The sequence below is a fragment of the Chryseobacterium sp. MYb328 genome (assembly GCF_037572595.1).
In the GTDB taxonomy this organism is placed as follows: domain Bacteria; phylum Bacteroidota; class Bacteroidia; order Flavobacteriales; family Weeksellaceae; genus Chryseobacterium; species Chryseobacterium pennae.
Genome location: NZ_JBBGZQ010000005.1, coordinates 25,746 through 46,361, shown reverse-complemented (window position 1 = coordinate 46,361; position 20,616 = coordinate 25,746). Strand labels below are relative to the sequence as shown.

Sequence of the window (20,616 nt, the reverse complement as noted above, 5' to 3'; positions counted from 1 at the left end):
ATCAGATCGCTTTTCTCAGTTTTTTATAGAAAGCTTCTTCTAAATCTGCAATATGAAGCATGGTTTTTGATAAAGTGTTGTAGATGTCACTCTTAGCATTTCTGTTTTTGTACACTCTGGCAATATCTACTGCAAAATCTCTCCAAAGATCCCCGATAGAGGTGATTTCCTTTGAAAGTTCTTTTAGTTCATCATTTTTAAGGATAACAGCCGCTTCCTGAAGAAATGCTCCATAAATAAACCTGAAACCTCCGCCTCCGGTTCCAATTTCTTCCTGCATTCTGATCAATTGGCCGAGGTAATGGTTGGTTACTTTTGTTCCTTTCTTCTCTGCCCATTTCGGGATACTTTTAGCAACCCATCTCATAGCTTTTATTCCGATAAGTGGTACCGGAGCCAGCATATTTTTACAGGTATCCTTGATCCCTTTTTTAATAGCTTCTTCCAAATGAACATCTTCCGGAATGTAGATAGGATAGTACATATGACCTTTTGGAGGAAGTGCTCCTTTGGCATATCTTACTTTTTCAAGTTCTGCTTCGGTAAGAGTTGTGGTATAATCCATCACCGGATCACTGATAAGAAATTTTCCATCTTCTTTACCATATACAACCAGATTGTGGGCATTGAAGTGGAATTTATATTCTTCAGGGAAATAGGTAAGGTTGAAAACTCCTACCTGAAGTCCTGTAGGGATATTTTGTGCTAAGTTTCTCTCCAGTGCTTTTTGAGCATCCTGGGGATTCGAGAATTTTTCTCTTTTGATTTTAATTCCTAATCTTTTCGCTGCTTTACTGAAAATAGCACCCGGCATCGGACGATAGCTGAAGCCCGGAGCAAAATTCACTTTTAAAAAAGGAAGATAGACAAAAAACAGTCCAGAACCGATTCCGAAGATCATAGGTTCGCTTAGTTTCAGTCCTCTGTTAAGCAGTAAATTAGAAGCAACACCGTTTTCGCAATGCGCAGTCTGATGGTGTTCAAAGTTTAATTTCATTTGCAGTTTATATCTTTTTCATAGGTGAATAAAATGGTGTGTATGACCTTATTTATTTCCCGTCGAAGTTTTTTAGTTCATTCACTGAAATCCCAAATGCATCGGCATATTTTTTCAGTGCAGTTTCGCTAAGTGTTTTAAATACTTTGGGTTTGAAGTGTCTTTTTACCCTCCATTGCCACATTCCTACATAAGAGGCCAATACTCCCAGATCCATTTTATTATGTTCCATAAAATAAACGATAGGGCTTACAATATTATTGGCAACGTTCTGTTTGGCTTCTTCAATTCTCTCATGTATCAGTTCCATGGACTCGGCCAAAGCTGCTTTTTTGGCATCCCAGCCCGTACTGTTGGCTGTTGTATAATTATCATTTTCATCCGTTACATACAGAACTTCTGTCATGTTAGCGGATTTCAGATTACTTTCGTCTTGAGGCAGGTCTTGTTTTTTCATCTGAATGTTTAATTTTTTAGATTTCAGATGAAATGAGATTCACCTGTTTTGATTCTTTTAATCAGGTGGCTAAAATAGTGAAAATACATAATATGAAAATTATGCCAAACCTGATCATGATATTGTTATGAAATAGAGGTGATATCAGTGTTTTGGTCAGGGCTTACACTTCAGTACTTATGAATTTATTTTTCCGTTTATATAAGGCATGAATTAACTTTATCTTCATCCTTCAGGCTCAGATAGTATAAAAAAATCTGTTTTTCTCAGTTTTTAAAACAAGGATGTTTAACTATCGGGATGTAATGAAATCTTAAGAAATACTGTTAATACTTATGATGGAAGCTGTAACAAGTACCCCATATTATAAGACTAATGGATTTGAAATTTGGATAAAAAAATAACGATTAAATACTAACTATGAAAAAAATTTTTATTTCTGTTTCGCTTTTCTGCATGCTTAGTGCTATGGCTCAGAAATTCGATACTCAGAAATTAACTGATGCTCAGGGTTATACTTATGAAACAGTAAAGAATGACCAGGCAGGAGTAAGAGTCTACACTCTGAAAAACGGATTGAAGGTTTATCTGGCAAAAAATGAAGATGCCCCAAGAATCCAGACTTATATTCCGGTAAGAACGGGATCTAATAATGACCCAAGTGATAATACGGGACTTGCTCACTACCTAGAGCATATGGTCTTCAAAGGAACTTCGCATCTTGGAACCCAGGATTGGGCAAAAGAAAAAGCTTTATTACAGCAGATTTCCGATCTTTATGAACAGCATAAAGCAGAGAAGGATCCGGCAAAGAAACAAGAGCTGTATAAAAAGATAGATGAGGTATCTCAGGAAGCTTCAAAATTTGCCATTGCGAATGAATATGATAAAGCTATTTCTTCATTAGGTGCCACAGGAACCAATGCACATACCTGGCTGGATGAAACTGTTTACAAAAACAATATTCCATCCAATGAGCTGGAAAAATGGTTAAAGGTTGAAAAGGAACGTTTTTCAGAACTGGTACTTCGTCTTTTCCATACAGAATTGGAAGCCGTGTACGAGGAGTACAACAGAGCTCAGGATAATGACGGACGTTTGGTAAACTATGCATTGATGGAAGCCCTTTTTCCAAAACATCCCAACGGACAGCAAACCACGATCGGGACTTCTGAACACCTGAAAAGCCCTTCAATGGTCGCTATACACAAGTATTTTGATACCTACTATGTGCCTAATAATATGGCGGTAGTATTGGTTGGAGATATAGATTTCGATAAAACTATAAAGTTAGTTGACCAATATTTCGGATCCTTCAAATACAAGGATATTCCGATGAAAAAGATGGTGACGGAAGCTCCAATGAATCAGGTTGTTTCCAGAACAGTAAAAAGCCCCTCTACTCCAAGAATGACAATGGCGTGGAGAACGGATTCTTATGGAACGCAGGAGGCTAGACTTGCAGATGTAGTCGCTGAAATTCTAAGCAACAGAGGAGATGCAGGGTTGATCGACCTTAATATCAATCAAAAGCAAAAAACTTTAGGTGCAGGTGCTTATGAATCTCCATTCAAAATGTATGGAATGTTTGCATTATCTGTTACACCTAAGGACGGGCAGAGTTTTGATGAAGCTAAAAAATTGTTATTGGACCAGCTTGATCTGGTTAAAAAAGGACAATTTCCGGATTGGCTTCTTAAAGCTATTGTAAATGATAAGAAAGTTCAGCGTATGAAAGGTTTTGAAACAGCTGACGGCCTGGCTACTGAGCTTTACGACTCTTATATTAAGGGGAGAACCTGGGAGCAGGAGCTGGATGAGATCAATCAGTACGAAAAGATTACTAAGGCTGATGTTGTAAAGTTTGCCAATGATTTCTTTAAGGATAACTATGTGGTTGTTTACAAAGAAAAGGGAGTGAATGATAAGCTTGTTCGTGTAGAAAATCCGGGAATTACACCTATTAAACTGAACAGGGAAGCTCAATCGCCTTTCCTTAAAGATATTTTAAATACTAAAGTTGCTGAAATTAAGCCTGAATTCATCGATTATAAAACTGCGATTCATACTTCAAAGATAAAAGACAAAACGGTGAATTTTGTAAAGAATAAATACAATGAAATTGCTCAGATAAGTTATGTTTTCCCTTTCGGAACAGATAATGATAAAGAACTTTCGCTGGCAGGTACTGTTTTCGAATACCTTGGAACGGATAAATATACTCCGGAGCAACTGAAGGAAGAGTTCTATAAGCTGGGGGTTTCTTATAGATTCATAACATCGAATGACCAAACGACTATTACTTTATCCGGGCTTGAAAGCAATATGAAGAAAGGGGTAGAATTAATGAATCATTGGTTATCAAATGTAAAGGCAGATAGAGCAGTTTACAGCCAGACGGTAAAAACAATTCTTGAGGCGAGAGAGGCAGGTAAGAAAGATAAAGTAAGAATTATGGGAGCACTTTCCAACTATGCAAAATATGGAAAGGAGTCCAGAATGATAGATGTTATCTCCAAATCACGCCTTGAGAGCATTGATGCTACAGAATTAATGAAAAAGGTAAAAACGCTGAACCAATATCCTTACCAGATACTGCTTTACGGAAAAGATCAGGCAGGTATGGAAAATGCTGTAAAACCTTATATCACCAATACAAGTCTGCAGCCTGCAAAAGCTAAGGAATATGCAGAACCTGCTACAACAGGAAAAGTATACTTCACAAACTATGATATGGTACAGATGGAAATGGCTAAAGTAGCAAAAGCAAGCCCTGTAAACCTAAACAATTTCGGAAAAGCAAATGTGTTCAATGAATACTTCGGAAGAGGCTTATCTTCTATTGTTTTCCAGGAGATCAGAGAAAGTAAATCTTTAGCTTATTCTGCTTATGTTTCTTATGCTAACGCTTCAGAAAAAGGGCATGCTAACTATATTACCAACTATATTGGAACACAGTCCAATAAACTTCCTTTAGCTGTAAATGCAATGAGTGAGCTAATGGCTGAATTACCACAGATTCCAACACAGTTTGAAAATGCAAAAGGGTCAGCATTGAAACAGATTGCATCCAACAGAATCAACAGAACGAATATTTTCTTTAGTCAGTTGGCACTTAAAAAGCTAGGTGTTGATTATGATATCAGAAAAGATACATACGCTGAAATTCAGGGGCTGACATTGCCTCAGCTTACAGGATTCTACAACACTGAGGTGAAACCTGTACAATACAATACGGCGATCATCGGTAAAAAAGAAAACCTGAATATGGAATCCATCAACAAGATGGGAGAGTTCCAGGAATTGTCTCTTGAAGAGATTTTCGGATACTAATATTTTAGTTTTAATAATAGGTGAAGTGGAGCAGAAATGTTCCACTTTTTTGTTTGAATATGGTATTTGTCTGATAGTGAATGTTCCACAGAATTGTAGAATGTTTCACGTGAAATATAATACTGTTTAAGCATAAATGTTACAAATAATTCCACAAATAGGTGCGATCATTTATAAGGTGTTGGGTTATTGTTTTTAACTCAAGAGTTCGCAAAAGGATTATCCATTGTGGATATTTTCGATCGTAAAGACGTTTCACTTAGCAAGGGAAGAAAGAAATATCTTTGATCAGTTTGTTGGGTTTTAATTCAATAGAGGAGGGCTAAAAGCTTTCCTAAATAAAAAATAAAATTACTTTGGCTTTAACCAAAACCTATTTATTGGGGACACAATACCCTCTCTCTCAAAAATAGTCAGGAATCTTAGCTGGGTGAAACGCCCTTGCGAACTTAAAAAAATAGAAATAAGCACTTTCTTTGCGACCGTAGCGTTAAAACATAAAGAAAAAATATCAATCATTGTAAAACAAAAAGCTGCACGAAACGTACAGCTTTTAAAGTCTTTTTCTTTCTTTTTATGATTTTACCTCCTGAATAAACAGGTTAATCTCTGCTCTTATCAACAATTCATCATTGTTGAACGTTTCGCAGAAGATATGGCAGATATTTTCAAACTGGGAAATCAGTGATGCTTTTGAAATGATCTTGTCATTTACTTTGGGAAGCCCGAAAACCTCAATCTTTTTAATATTAGTGATAAAGCCTATCACCTTGGTATTGGCTTCAGGATTTTCAAAAAAGCTTTGTCCAAGGATGGATGAACAGGTCTGTGCCAGGTTCTCAATTAAACCTGCTTCTACAAATTCATTATTATGAACAAATATATTGTTTTCTTTTATTTCAAAGGAAGTCACTACTTTTTCCTTGGTCAGTTCCAGAATATAGTCTGCCATAAGCATCGGTTCACGATGCGGTAAAAAGTTATGAATATTGATGATATTTTCTTCCCTGATTTCCATTAAAAGTTATTTTACAGCAGTTTTCATTTGAGATTTTGCAATTACTTCACCATTTAATTTCGTAACGATGTCCACCAGAGTTACTCCCATTACTTCATTGAGGATGGTTACCTCCGATTTCAGATGATCCCCAACTTTAGGCAATATTTCAGCTTCAAAAGATTTGATGGCTCCAATGTATCCTGTAGGAGCGTCTTTTCCAAGCAGATAATACTTGTACCCTGTATGAAGTGCTACACTCTGTGCCTGATGCTCAATCAGCCCGGAAGCCTGAAAAAATCCGTCCTGAACAAATAGATTACCGTCTTTAATTTCAAATCCGGAAATAAGATGGTTTTCAGAATATTCCGACAGCTCATGGACCATGACAAATGGGGCACGTTGTGGAATAAGGCTTTCTACAAAATTTTTATCGGATGTTGGCAGTCTGTTTTCCATTAGCAAACGGTTAATAAAGAGCAAGAATAGGCAAATCTTCCGCTTTCAGGAACGCAAAGAAGAATTTTTTCTCCTTTTTTCAATGTTCCGGAGTTCATCAGTTGCTCTAAGGCAATGAAGATAGATCCGGCTCCGATATTTCCTACGTCAGAAAGGTTGTAGAACCATTTTTCAGCAGGGAAATCCATTCCTTTTTTAGCAAATTCTTCTTTTAACCCGTCTTTGAAATACCCCGAAGAGATATGAGCCAATACGTGGTCAATTTTTTCAGGATCCAGATTATGTTTATCGAAAGAAGCCCTTAAGCTTTCAGCACCTTTTACAAGAATGTATTTATCCAGAATCTTTGTATCCTGTTTGATAGCGAAAATAGATTGCTTCAGCCATTCGTCAGATGGATAATCTGCCCATGATTTTAAGCTTCCGTCTTCCTGTTTGTCACATCCTGCATACATACATGCTTCAATCTCATGAGCATAAGAATAGAAATCGATAAATTCCACTCTTAAAGAAATTCCGTTTTCTCTGGGTTTATTTTCTAATAAAAAAGCACCTGCTCCGTCAGAAAGCATCCATCTAAGGAATTCTCTTTTGAAAGCAATAATAGGTCTTTCTTCTAATAATATTAAATTTTCAGCTTCATGATTGAATTTATCTGCCGTCATCCATGCAGACATTCTTTCAGAACCTGCACATACTGCGCTTTCCTGTACTCCGGCTCTTACCGAAAGGAATCCGTAGTTAAGGGCATTCATCCCTGAGTTGCAAAGTCCGGTAGCTGTGTTGATCTCAATAGATTTTCCGATGTTCAGCTCGCCATGAACCATAGAAGCATGTGAAGGCTGGATCTGATCCGGAGACGTAGTTCCTACGGATAAGAGCTTCATATCTTCTTTTTTGAAATTTTCATCAAAAAGTCCTTCGATTGCTTTTGCGGTAAGCTGTGCATTGGAATGCGTAGGGTTTCCTTCTGTATCTAAAGCGTAATATCTTGTAGTAATTTTATTATTTCTTAAAATAAGTGATCTGGCTTTAGAAGGTGCGTCATTGATAAGCCCAAGATATGTTTCCATTTCCTCATTTGATACCGGTTCATTGGGTAAATATTTTGAAGCTTTTGTTATAAATACGTCGTACATTCTATTTTAAATTAATTCCTTGTAAATATCTTTTTTGTTTTTGTCTTTTAAACCAAAATATAGGGGTTGTAAGCAGGTGTAACACCAAAACGACAGGTGAGATAATCCATATCGCTGCCATCAAATATACCTTAAAGAATTTTATCAGCAATGGACGTTTCTCTTTTTTCTTGATAATCAGATTAGACCACACCGTGAAAATCTTGTTTCCTACCTTTTCTACACGTACTAAAAACGGGCGGATTTCAATGGCTCCGTTTTTTACAAGATCAGGTTGCAGATTTTCGAAATCATTGTTTTTGAAATGTCTTTCAATGATCGTTCCGTATTTTACTGATCCTGTAATTTCTTCATCTGAAACTCCTGCTGCCGGAAGCATTCCTGATTTTTCCTTTTGTCCTGTAGTCAGCCAGCGGAGAATAGTAAGTACACTGGTGTAATTATCATGTCTGTCTACCAATGCGATGTTTCCTACAAGTTTGGCTTTCAGGTCTCTGAGGTATACTTTCAGTTTTTCCTGAGAAAGCATCCACATATTCCGGGTTCCGGAAATGGTAACTATAGGAGTGTCTTTAAGGATGCGTTCTGCATAGCCACTCTTCAAAAATGAAATGATCGGAATAGAGGGTGTGAGATACCATACCTGATATCCGAACAGGATGAGGTCATACTTTTTGTTCAGTACTTCTTCTGAAGGCGGTACAATTTCTTTAGGGATTTGTAAATAAGATTCCGGAAAGGTGTTGAAAAAAACATCACCTGGCCAGGGAAAAGGAAAATCTTCCTTTAGCTGAATATTATAATAGGTAATATCATATTCTTCCTTTTGAACTTCAAAAGGCTTGGCTATATTTCTCACGATATCTTCCAGCTGGCCGGTTTGGGAATAATATATGACAAGTATATTTTTTTTCATGGAATCTTTTTAGCGTTTACAAAAATATGTTTTTCATATTTATTATTTAGTTTTAAATACTTTTAATGATTCAGAACTAAATTCTAATGTATAATTTTCACTTTCTATCCCCGAGTTTTTGCTGTTGATAAAAATGATGGTTTCAGGAAGAACCTGAATTTCATTAAGATCAAAACTATCATCTGAAATCAGAAGGACATCAATACTTTTATTCACTTCAGACAAATCTTTTATATAATGTATCTTTCTTCTTTTTACAAGATAATTATGGACTGCTGTTGCTCTTTTTTCATCATTCCTGATCCAGGAAAAAATTCGTCTGCTTGCCTGGTAAAGAGTAAGTAATACATCTTTTTGACCAAAATCATCTGAAATATGCAGGATATTGGCATCTGTGGCAATATGTTTATTCAGTTCAAAGTAAACCGATTTATTAGCCTTAAAATCTTTCTTTACTTCTGTTACCACTTCATTATCCTTATATAAATTGCTTAGGAACAACTGCTTTTTAAAATAATTTTCATCCTCAATCTCTTCTCTCAGTTTAGCAAATTCATCTCTGTAATAAGCATTGATCTTTTTTGTTCTTTCAGAATAGTTTTTACCAAAAGCTACATCATCTTTACTGATTCTGTCGCCCACTTTTACAGTGATGCTTCCATCGTAGATAATGAAATCCCCTTTTGGGAGAACTTCAGAATTTCCGTGGATATATAAAGGCAGAACATCCAATTCAAACTGTTCTGCAAGATAGAAGGCTCCTTTATGAAATCTTTTAACATCATTGGTGTAGGAACGTTCCGCTTCAGGGAAAACAACAAGAGAATAGCCCTGTGCAATTTTTTCCTTCAGTTTATCCATCCCATTTTCAATGCCCTGAGAAACCGGATAAAAGCCTAATGCCCTAACCAGTTTACCAAACACCGGAGATTTGTACACCCAGTCATTCACTAAATAAATGATTTTATGAGTGGCCATTGCAATCGCCAGTGTATCTAAAAAAGAAGTATGGTTAGCAATAATAACAGCTGGTTTACTAAAATCTTCATTGGGATTTTTAATGACCTTCTTCTTTACAAATGGATTCGAATATAGCACGGAAGTTAAAAACTTAGCTAAAATAAGTTTAATGATATCCAGAGTTTTCCCTTTTGAGTTTTTCACAAAGAAACTTCCCACAGCAGAAAATAGCATTCCTCCAAGCCCATAATATAAAAAGCTGATGACTGACACGATCAATAATCTGAATGTAATTGGAGAAAGTCCTTTTTTTGCCCTGTTGGTAATCAATAATCTGAACCAGAACGGATATAGAGTAGAAGTAATGATAATCACAGAGAACATTCCAATCAATGCTACCAAAGCTAATGAATGTAAAGCCGGGTGTTTGGCAAAAATCAGAGATCCGATGGACAAAATGGTTGTAAATACTGCCAGAATAATAGATGTTCTATACGTTGGAAGTTCATTTTTTCCTGTTGTATGCTCTTTTTGCATAGCCTGGGTAAGGAAAATACTGAAGTCATCTCCAACTCCAAAGACCAATGTACATACTACGGTACTGAAGATATTCAGTTCCAGTCCCATAAAATATAGAAGCCCGGCTGTCACTACTCCGGTTAGAACAATAGGGAACATGGTAAGAACCGTTAGTTCAAAATTTCTGAAGAAAACGATAATTGTTAAAACAATAGCCAGAAGAGAATAATTGATCAGTGTATTGAAATCTCTTTTTAATAAACCTAAAAAGTTTTCATTCATCTGCTGACGGTCAATTGCCAGGGCATTATGCTTCTTTTCAATATCCTTGATAAAGGCATCTCTTTTATTCTCGTCAACCTTTACCACATTCGAAACCGTATAAAAATCTTTTTCATGGCTCATAAACTCTGAAATCTGGAGTGCCTTCACCTTTTCATAGTCCCTGATGGTTAACGTAGAGTAGTTTTTATTTAAAATTTCATTGAAATTGTCAAAAGCCGAACTGTTGAACCCGAATTTATTTCCGTTACTGACTAATTCAGAGACCGTCTGGCTCTTTTTGCTGTCATTCCAGAAGTTTTTCCATTCAGTAATTTTCTTTTGCTGATCTTTTTCAGACAGAACAATACCTCCAATTGAATTGTAACTTAATATTTTACCTTCTTTTTTCTCTTGCTCAAGGAATGTATTTAACTGGGAATTTCTTGCCAAAGCCTGCTCTTCAGAATTTCCGTAAGAGATCGTATAAATAGATTTTGAAGTAATATCCGAAAGCTTTTGCAGTTTTGCCTCACTGATCTTCATTTCCTTCGGAATATAATTCAGGTCACCAATATCTTCATTAAACCCAACATGCCTGAATCCAAATAAACATGCTAAGATGACTATAGAACATCCTATAATCAAAGGTTTATTTTTTTCGTACGGATAAGATCCGATCTTATCAATGAAATTGATGTTATGATTTTCTTCAGTATGTTTAGGCTGATAAAGCTGGGGAACAATAATTAATGCGGTAACAGAAGATAAAATAACTGTAATGGCTGCAAAAAGTCCCAGATCCTTTAATGCTTCTGACCGTACAAATACCAGACACAAAAAAGAAACTGCAGTTGTCGCACTACTCAATATTATGGGTTGGGTAATTTCCTTATAGAGTTCTTCAATATTGTTATTGTGCTTGTAATGGGTAAGAATGTGCAGGGCATAATCTATGGTAATTCCGATAAGAATAGCTCCCACACTTAATGAAATGGCCGAGATTTTATCCTTAATAAAATACAATACCATTAAAGCCAGCAGAACTGAGAAGACTGTCGGAAGGAATACAATGATAGGGGTAAAGAAGTTCCTGAAATAATAAATCAGCAGGACCAAAAGTACTGTCATTGAAATGACAACTGTATTCTGAATGTCTTTTTTGATCTGTTTGGCATTGGCTACAGCAATCACCGGAGATCCGAAATAGCTGATCTCTGTTTTTCCTTTGAACTGTTTATTAAGATTATCTTTTATCGTATCAAGTTCATCAACGAAGGTTTCATTAGCCTTGGTATCATTGCTTTTGTTTTTAGGATCTATAAACAGCAAAAGGTTTTTTCCATCCTTGGTTACAATATAGCTGTCTTCCAGTTTGAAATCCTTGCTGATGTTTAAGGCATTTAATTTTTTGATTCCTAAAAAGGTCAGCCCAAGAGGGTCTTTTTTGATAAATTCCTTAGTGACAAGGCTGGTAGGTGAAGCCAATGAAATATAATTATCTTCTATTCGCCTGGCAATACTATCCTTCCCAAGCTTTTCCTGAATCTCTTTGTAGTCGTTTTCATTGAGAAATAAAGGCAGATTCTGACTGACGAAGTCAAAGGTTTCTGAAATTTCATTATCATTTACTTTCCCCTGAACAGTACCTATGTATCTTTGTAAAGGCTCTATTTTCCGTAAAAAAGTATCAGCGGTTTCAGAAAGCTGGAAGCTGTCTTCGCTGGATTTATTTTCTATGATAACGATGATCTTATCCGAAAAGTTAAGCTGCTTAAGCACTTTTGCTGTAAGATCCGATTTTTCATTTTTAGGGATGATCTGATTGATGTCCTCTTCAAAATTAATCTTTGAAGCAAAAAAAAGACATAAAGCGGCAATTCCTAAGGCTGTAAATACAGAAAGGATTTTATTTCTGGAAATCAGATAATATAAAAATATAAAAAAGCGATGCATTGCATTTGGATCAAGTCTGCAAATTTAAATTTTTAAGAGTTACATCAAAATAGTTAGGGATAAGTTTTGTCTGAAAATCAATAAAATATTCTAGGCAGAATGAAAAATTATTCTACTTTTGCAAAAGTTCCCTTTTGATGAAATGTATTTTAAACCACAATTATTATTCAAAAAATAAGAATCTGTTTTTGATATGTTGACAAAAAATGATGAAAAAATAAACGGATTCCTATTTGTTGCAGTACTCCCGTTTCTGCTGTTTGCGATGTCTTACTATGGCTTTGAATCTTCCTATGTAAGATTGAAGACTATGGATAAGGCTCCAGACTTTATGTTTGCTTCGGTATATGCTTACAGAGTAATACCCAATTATCTGAGTGTACATGTTACAGAAGCAGTAACATTCTTTGTAAACAATTATCTTCCCTTTCTTAAGAGTTTTCTTTTAAAGCAGGGAACACTCTTTTATCATAGCATTTTTCTGATCAACAGTTTCTTTTTTGTGCTGTCTTCGATCATTTTACATATGATTTTTAAACTAAAATCTGTAGGAGCTCTTTTGTCTTTGAATATCAGGAGACTGATCCATTTGCTGGCCATATTCTTTATCGTTATCGTGCAGTATGTGCCTACCAATTGTGATTCTATTGCCATTTTCTTTTATCTCTGGGGAGCATTGCTTTCCCTGAAATATTTGCAGAACAGGAATATTTCGGACTTTATCCTTTTATGTGCAGTTGTATGTATTTCAACATTGGCAAGAGAGACTTCATGCCTGAATATTTCTTTTTTTGCTGCAGTCTGCATTGATTTTAAAAAACTTAAAAATCGGGATTTTACATTCATCAGAGAACTTGTGTTTTTGGTGATTGCCTTTATCATTCCTTATGCCGGGCTTAGAATGATGATCCATCAGGACGCATCTTTTGTGGAAGGAATTTATTTTCTGGATAACTTCAGCAGTCCTTTTAATATAAGCGGGCTTTTATTTGGGATGATAAGTGTATATTTCAGTTATATATTGTGTAATAACGAAGGAAAAATACTGATCAGAAAGTACCTTTTCTTTTCCCTGCCTTATCTGATAATGATTGCGATGGTGGGACTCTTCTGGGAAGTAAGGTTATTTATTCCTTTAATTCTCACGGGGTTTATATTTACTTCGTATCAATTTAAAAACACCATAACCGTCTAATGAATTTATTACACCCTTATTATATCATTGCAGTCATTTATATGCTGATTTTCAGTTTTCAGGAAGTGTATTCCGGGAAAACGAATAAAAAGGCGCTTTATATTTTGGCGGTATTTCTTGTCATTATTGCAGGATTTCGTGATGATGTGGGGCCGGATTATGGAAGTTATGTGGGAATCTATGTGTATTCTGATACGAAAGATTATCTGAGTATTTTTCTTGCAGCTCTTTCAATAAAGGGGCCGCAGGTGATGGAGCAGGAGTGGCTCTATGTGTTGATCAATAAGATTCTGATCAATATTTTTGATGCTCCTTTCTACATGCTGACCTTTGTAATAGCAGCATTGGTAACTTTTTTTAAAACAAAATTTGTTGAAGAAAATACCCATTATCCTTTTACCTTTTTGGTTTTTGTCTTTATTCCGGGCTTCTTTATTGGAGAGAGTGGACAGATCAGGCAAAACTTAGGGTGTTTCATGGCATATTGGGCAATACGGTATATTAAAGAACGGAATTTATGGATGTATCTTTTATGGATCTATCTTGCAGCAGGTATTCACAATGTTTGTTATCTGATGCTTCCAATGTATTGGATCGCCAGAGTTCCGTTGAATAAATTCTGGATGCTTCTTTTTATTCTGATATCAGTATTTCTTTCTCCGTTTGAAGTATACCGGTACTTTGGGGATATATTGGGGAATTTTGCCTCCGAAAGTACCCTGGTGGAAGGGTTCAATGGTTATGTGGATGAATCTGTAGAGCGACTGAACGGAGGTTTCGGAATTCCGGAGGCGATGCTGGCTATCTGTACTGCCTTCCTGTTTATTTTTGATACAAAAATGAAAGAAAAATATCCTTACTACGAGTATCATCGGAATTATACTGTAATAGGAATCTGTTTCTATTTTATTTTTAGGAATAACCCGATTTTCTCGTCCAGATTAACGGGGACTTTCCTTGCATTTTCCTATATTTTAATTCCCAATACGATGTTTGTGGTTTCTAAAGGGATGAGAGCCGCTATACACAGCTTCATTGTAGCTTTGGTTATTTTTAATTTTGTGGTATTTTCCAGCTTTAAAAATATTACAGCAGGTAGATTTACAATAGATCTCTATCACAACCATATTCTTCCGTAAGAGGTTTTATATTTTATGATTTATGGCTGAACAGAAAAATAGAATATTAGTTTTAGACGGTTTAAGAGGACTTGCAATTTTGTTGGTTTTTCTTTTTCATGGATATTATATTTGGAGCAAACATTATCCTTTCGGGGATTTGTTCAAAGACAATCTGCTGGTAAAATATGGAGATCTGGGCGTGCAGTTGTTCTTTCTGATATCCGGGTTTGTCATTCTGATGTCTATGGAAAAAACAACAGGCTTTATTCAGTTTATCAAAAACAGATGGGTGAGGCTTTTCCCCAGCATGCTGATATGCTCCTTAATTATCTATATTACAGCTGGATTCTTTTATGAAAGACCTTTGGGGATTCCTGAGCTTAAATCTTTGCTTCCCGGAATTCTATTCGTGGATGAGGGATTGCTGGAGCGTATTTTTAAAACCGACTTTCCTGTTCTGGAATCATCATTCTGGTCCTTGTATATTGAAGTAAAGTTTTATATGATTTTCGGTGCGCTTTATTATATGTTTAAAAGGAACATGGCGTTGTTAGGGATCTTTATCATTTATTTGGTGGCTGTGTCGTATCAGATCCTGGAATTCCATCACTTGCTTCCTCCGGAATTGCTGAAATGTAAAGCCTATATTGGAAACTTCGTCTATTTCGGGTGGTTTGTATCTGGTGCACTCATGTATATTTACTATAAAGAAAGAGATAAAAGATATCTGTATGCTTTTGTAATTGCCACAATATGTGCCATGTTTTATATGTACAGGCTTCAGGATATGACCAGAAACGTGTATCTTATTATTTTGGTTCTTGTTTTTGTAGGAGCGTTATTCTGGAAGCGAATGGAGCGTTTCTTTTCGATGAGGCTGTTTACTTTTGTGGGGTTTGTGAGTTATCCTGTTTATTTATTGCATGAAAATATGATGATTTCATGGATGCTGAAAATAGATAGATTTATTACGGTCCCTTACTGGCTTTTACCCATTATTTCATTTTCACTTGTAATTCCTGTAGCATATGTGGTTGCAGAATATCTTGAGCCTCCGATTCAGAAAAAATTAAAATCAATGCTTAAAAATATTAAATAAGAAACGGTATCATTACCGTTTTTTTTATTTCTTCTGGATTTAAAGAGTAAATTTTATATTCCGGAAAGGCTTGTTTTACTATTGGATTATTTCTCAGATAGAATATTCTTATTTGAATGTTAAACGGTTGTTTAATAGATTATTGTCGATTTATGTCACCTGAATCTGTTTTTTCATATATTTGTGAAAATTCTTTCCCTAGCTGAACAGATTTTTTAAACTAAAAACACAAATAAACCATGATGAACACCAATTCAAGTGAATTTATTCACACTTACTTTTCCTATTGTATCCGATACCATCTTTTCGGAAAAAAATAATCAAGTTTTAACACATTTATTCAAACAACAACGTTATGAAAGCAAAATTTATTTCCAAAATTTTGGCAACAGCATTCTGCGTGGTGTCAACTCATGCTTTTTCGCGGGAATTTTCGCCTCCGGAAACGTATGGGAAATCTTTAAATTCCAGGCTTTACCCCCCTGTTACTCCTTTTACTTATGATCTGGATCCGCTGATCGTTATCAATCAGAATATCAATCAGAAAGGGTTGGTTGTGATGAGCGGAAAGCTTACAAAACCCTTTACCAGTGATCATATAAAACTGTCGATCCGATATCAGGATGCACAGGGCAATTGGGTTACCGGATGGTGTAAGACTTTGTATTCCTATAACCAGTACAATGAAATTCTCACGGCGCGTTTTGAACTTCCTGCTTCTGCTCAAAGTTCTTATAAGGTAAAAGTGGAACTGAGTTCGGATACTAATCTTAGCAATTTCAATAGTGTTGTATGGGACAAAAGTATAAGCCATTATAAGCTTAGTGATTATGTTGCTTCTAACTGTGATCTGGATGAAAATGAATATACAATGCTCTTAACGCCTAAGAAGGATGGGTCACTGATTACAAACAGCAGTGGAAAAGTGGTTGGAGTGAAAGACAGGGTGACATCTGCTTATTCCTGGAATAAACTGAGTAATGTCCTGATGGATAATAAAAAAAATGATGTTGTATTTGCACCCACTCATCCATCAGATCTGATTGCAGATGCAAATGGCAGTAAAGCTGTAAAATTGGTCAATACAGGAGCGGTTAGTGATACATTAGGGGCTACTCCTGAATTTATATACAATGAAGCTGCAGGGCATCCTATACCTTATCTGTATAGTTATGATGATCCTGTGTATATGTTTGCCGGTAAATTCTCAGCTAACGGACTCTTTGTGAAATTTAGCCAATGGCCGGGAGAACCTAATGGTCCGGGATATTTTAACTGGAAAAGTCCAACCTTTATAGAAAGCAGGTATTTTAACATGTACAACAGGACGTGGAAGAATTTGGCTGAATTTATTCCAGATCAGGAACCTGTTGTGATTGTTTCGAGTATTACAACCGGATTAAGAATTTATAAAAATGATGGGACTTATATAGATCTTACTCCAAACAGTACAAGCAATTATGGAGCTCCTTATTTCGGATATACAAACAATGTGGCAAGAAGAGGCCCTGGATCTGAAAACCTTATCATTTCTAATACTTCAGAGATGACTTTATACGGTGTGGGAGCCTTAAGAAATGATGTTACTACATCATATCAGCCTAAAAGGACTATGCAGGATGTTGAAAAAGAAGTATTCAAATTCATTAAATATACTGGTGTTTTTGGCTCTACTATGGCTTATGATGATACTTCGGAGTGCTCACTGGGTTGTTTTACGGTAAATACAGGAGCTGTTTCAGATTATAGTGTTGCAGACTGGACTAAAGCTCCTAATAGTTATATTTTTACTGGAAAAGATAAGACAGGAAATAGTGCAGACGGTCTTTATATTCCGGTTAAAAAGGCATTTGCTATGTGGAAGAAGGATAAATACATTGGTGGGTCTGATATTCCTGCAGGACAGGTTACGGCCGATGTTTTATGGGAGGACGCCCATGGTTTGATCAAATCAGGCATTAATTATAGCCTTGAGATGATTGGCTCTGGAGAAGATGCTATGATAAAAGTTCCTGTTAATAAGGCTAAAAAAGGAAATGCTGTTATTGCATTAAAAGTTGGTGGTGAGGTTTATTGGTCGTGGCATATCTGGGTTACGGATGACCCTACTAATGGTTCTGCTTATAAGAGTTTCGCAGGGCTAAAAAGACAAAAGAAAGATGGGACTGTAGAGTTGATTCCGGATTCAGATTGGGGATGGATGGATAGAAACTTAGGGGCAATGAGTAATTCTTTAACTTCAGGAAACTGGAATAAAAATGGTGGATTGCTCTATCAGTGGGGTAGAAAAGATCCGATTCCTCCTTTAACAGCTAAGGGAAATGATTCTTATGAAGTGTCAGGTTCAATAGGACGAATAAGACATAGAAATGCCCAGTATACGGCAAACTCAGTTAAAATTGACGCACTTAGAAAATTTGTTCCATTGGCCAGTGCGAATGTGAAAAATAACCTGTCACTTGCCGTTAAAAATCCTTTAAGCCTAATCTATGTGGGGAATAATAGTGCAGATATCGCATATTATGACAGTGCTAAGACGCTCATGTTAAATTGGTTTGGAAAATCACCTGATTTTGGTAGCAATCGACTTTCCGAGCTTAATTTATGGTCTGATAATTCCGAAGGAAAATATAGAGACAATTACTTGGGAGATGATGATGCACAGCCCTATAAAAATAAATCGTCTTATGACCCGTGTCCTAATGGCTGGAGGGTTCCTTCTGTTTTAGTAGCTAATGGAGGATCAAAGACTTATATTGATGATATTAGAATTGATTTCTCTCCTCTTGGGGTGAAAACCAATATGGGTAAGAATGCTTTTGAAGCAAACTCTTATCAGATTATCAAACCTACAGATGCAGGGGCGCCTAACTTTATGAAAGGATTTAAACTGTATACGAATGTAGGGTATGACCTTTCCAGTATAGGTGGATTTAATATGGGGAAATTTCCGGGTACCGGACAGTTGCTTATTAACAGACATGAAGGGCAGTATACAGACCAGCATCACACAGCTTTATGGACTGCAACGATGACCAGACATTTCGATGCCTCTCCATCCATCGTAGCCAGAGCTCTGTTTCTGGTTCCTGATAAAGAACAACCTGATATTCCAGATCCAAGCTATCCGAATATTAACGGAAGGTATTTCTATCAGCCGTTATCTATGGGGGAAACTTCTGGGGCCAATGGTTGCAGATGTATCAAAGATCCTTTATATGTGGTTAACGATTATGATTTCCCTACAGATTACTTTGCAGAAGGACAGTACATGGATGGATTGGATAATCCAAACACCTATACAATGGTAAAATCTACTGCAGAATCTACAATTGAAATTCCAATCAGTAAAGCTTTTTCTGCCCAGAGTCAATTATTAAATAATCCTGATGTATTAAATGCTTCAGGTTTTGATAATTTAAAAACAAATGTTCTGTGGACAACAGATACAGGTTTGATTAAACAGGTTTCTGTAGATCAGCCGGGTTCTTTATCAGCAATCAGTAGTTCAAAAATAAAAGTTATCATCAATCCAAATAAAAGTGGTAACGCGGTTGTTACATTGCATAATGGAAGTATCACAAATCCGGTTTACTGGAGCTGGCATATTTGGGTAACCAATACGGCTATCGGGTCCAATCGTCATATAACAGATCAGCCGGATGCCAATGCTGTGAACTATATAAACTTTGCAAAAAGAAGTGAAGTTTTGGATACTGAAATCATGGATAGGAACTTAGGAGCTGTAGAAGTATTCCCTACCATTTATGGGGATAACCTAAACCCTGAAACAGCATTACCCGGCTCTCCGGAGCAGATTATGCTTTCTGGTGGTCTTCATTATCAATGGGGAAGGAAAGATCCAATTCCAACCTATAGAACGGCATCAGATATTGATTATGGCCAGTATCGCTATAAAACAGATGCTGTAAAGTACTGGACAGGAACTACTGCAGCAAACGGAATAATTACCTATGCACCTTTAGTTGAATCGAATTATAATACTAATTATATCAGACCGTATGCAACCTATAGTAATTCTGCCAATGCCAATGTTGTTGCTACAGACAAACCTTCTGAAAAAATAGCAAAAGTATTGTCGTATTCGGTGAAAAATCCATTGGCCTTTATGGTGCCGAGTACTTTGGATGCTACCGGAAAAGGTTCAGACTGGTTGGCTGCAGAGCCTAATTTAGGTGCTGATCGCTGGGGGAGAGGTGATAAAAAATCCCCTTTTGATCCTTGCCCGGAAGGATGGAGAATCCCTGACGTAACTACGGTATCTGTTATCTCAGTTCCTTCAAATCCTGTAGCACAGGAAGATTTCGGTCTTAGTCCGTGGTATAGAAAATCATACAGAGCTGCAAGTGCCTATAGGATTATAACAGATAATTTTGGAACTCAGGTGAGAGTTGGAAAGAGAAGAACTGCAGGATTTATGTTCCCAAATAGTGATTACACCATTGGTAACTATGCAATATTTACAGGAATGAGAGGGTACAGAAGTGTAACCACTAATACAGTTCCTAATTTTGCGTCTTCTGAAGGAGATGTCAATGGAAGTCTTTATACAGGTTTCTGGACATCGGGTTTAAGCTCCAATTTCAATGGCAGACCAATCAACCTGCTTCTCAAAAAATATGACAGCAATGTTACTCAGAACTTTATTCAGGCATTTCATGATAATAACGACCCTTACTTTGGTGCAAGTTGTCGTTGTGTAAAAGTCAAAACAGATGGAACAAATGAAGCCGGACCAATACCAAGATTACAGGTAACCACTGTTTCAGCAGCCAGAGCGACAAATGTTTTGGCGAAAAAAGCTGTTGAAGAAAAGATTGTTCAGAATAAACTTGAAGTATTCCCTAATCCGGTAAAGAGTATATTATATATCAAAGGAAATGATAAAGTAAAAGAATATTATTATCAGATCTATAATATGTCCGGACAGTTAATCAAATCAGGCAAATTTGAAAATGAACAGACGGATCTTTCTGGTTTAATTTCAGGTGCATACCTGATAAGGATTAATAATTCCGACAGTATCGTTAAGATTATCAAGGAATAATTTAATTATTTCATAAATATCAGCCGGGAGATTTTTTCTCCCGGTTTTTTTATGCCTCTGTTTCTTTTTGAATGCAGGATATGAGGTTTGTTTTATGGAATTGTTGCTAAAATATTAAAGTATTGTTCATACCATGTTT

Annotated in this window: 12 protein-coding genes; 5 read left to right on the top strand and 7 right to left on the bottom strand. The window is 36.3% G+C overall.

Annotated features, from left to right (window positions below; genetic code table 11):
- Window position 1: 1 nt before the first annotated feature.
- Entirely contained in the window at window positions 2–997 is a 996-nt protein-coding gene (locus WH267_RS07180) for a BtrH N-terminal domain-containing protein (protein ID WP_115969991.1), read from the bottom strand.
- 52 nt (window positions 998–1,049) lie between these two features.
- A complete protein-coding gene (locus tag WH267_RS07175; protein ID WP_340006899.1) occupies window positions 1,050–1,454 on the bottom strand; it encodes a hypothetical protein in 405 nt (134 codons plus the stop codon).
- Between the two features lie 420 nt (window positions 1,455–1,874).
- Between WH267_RS07175 and WH267_RS07170 the strand changes: the two genes are divergently transcribed.
- Complete coding sequence (locus WH267_RS07170; RefSeq protein ID WP_340006897.1) at window positions 1,875–4,787, top strand: insulinase family protein; 2,913 nt, start codon at window positions 1,875–1,877, stop codon at window positions 4,785–4,787.
- Window positions 4,788–5,361: 574 nt separating this feature from the next.
- Here WH267_RS07170 and WH267_RS07165 read toward each other — a convergent pair.
- The 5 genes from WH267_RS07165 to WH267_RS07145 are packed head-to-tail and all read right to left on the bottom strand — an operon-like array spanning window position 5,362 to window position 11,994.
- A complete protein-coding gene (locus tag WH267_RS07165) occupies window positions 5,362–5,805 on the bottom strand; it encodes an ABC transporter permease (protein WP_115969994.1) in 444 nt (147 codons plus the stop codon).
- 6 nt (window positions 5,806–5,811) lie between these two features.
- The gene (locus WH267_RS07160) at window positions 5,812–6,243 is read right to left on the bottom strand and encodes a hypothetical protein (RefSeq protein WP_115969995.1); all 432 of its coding nucleotides are present in this window, start codon (window positions 6,241–6,243) and stop codon (window positions 5,812–5,814) included.
- Window positions 6,243–7,382 carry a beta-ketoacyl-ACP synthase III gene (locus tag WH267_RS07155; protein WP_340006893.1) on the bottom strand — a complete coding sequence of 380 codons (1,140 nt, stop codon included), beginning with the start codon at window positions 7,380–7,382 and terminating at the stop codon, window positions 6,243–6,245. The genes WH267_RS07160 and WH267_RS07155 overlap by 1 nt, the downstream gene beginning before the upstream one ends.
- Window position 7,383: 1 nt before the next feature.
- Window positions 7,384–8,298, bottom strand: a complete 915-nt coding sequence (locus WH267_RS07150; protein WP_115969997.1) for a hypothetical protein — start codon at window positions 8,296–8,298, stop codon at window positions 7,384–7,386.
- Between the two features lie 42 nt (window positions 8,299–8,340).
- Complete coding sequence (locus WH267_RS07145) at window positions 8,341–11,994, bottom strand: MMPL family transporter (RefSeq protein WP_340006890.1); 3,654 nt, start codon at window positions 11,992–11,994, stop codon at window positions 8,341–8,343.
- 193 nt (window positions 11,995–12,187) lie between these two features.
- Between WH267_RS07145 and WH267_RS07140 the strand changes: the two genes are divergently transcribed.
- The 4 genes from WH267_RS07140 to WH267_RS07125 all read left to right on the top strand — a co-directional run bounded on the left by WH267_RS07140 (window position 12,188) and on the right by WH267_RS07125 (window position 20,477).
- Window positions 12,188–13,189, top strand: a complete 1,002-nt coding sequence (locus tag WH267_RS07140; protein ID WP_340006888.1) for a hypothetical protein — start codon at window positions 12,188–12,190, stop codon at window positions 13,187–13,189.
- On the top strand, window positions 13,189–14,328 hold the full coding sequence (locus WH267_RS07135; RefSeq protein WP_115970000.1) for an EpsG family protein: 1,140 nt from the start codon (window positions 13,189–13,191) through the stop codon (window positions 14,326–14,328). Before WH267_RS07140 ends, WH267_RS07135 begins: the two co-directional genes overlap by 1 nt.
- Window positions 14,329–14,350: 22 nt before the next feature.
- Window positions 14,351–15,409 carry an acyltransferase family protein gene (locus WH267_RS07130; protein ID WP_340006886.1) on the top strand — a complete coding sequence of 353 codons (1,059 nt, stop codon included), beginning with the start codon at window positions 14,351–14,353 and terminating at the stop codon, window positions 15,407–15,409.
- A gap of 355 nt (window positions 15,410–15,764) precedes the next feature.
- Entirely contained in the window at window positions 15,765–20,477 is a 4,713-nt protein-coding gene (locus WH267_RS07125; protein ID WP_340006884.1) for a T9SS type A sorting domain-containing protein, read from the top strand.
- Window positions 20,478–20,616 lie beyond the last annotated feature (139 nt).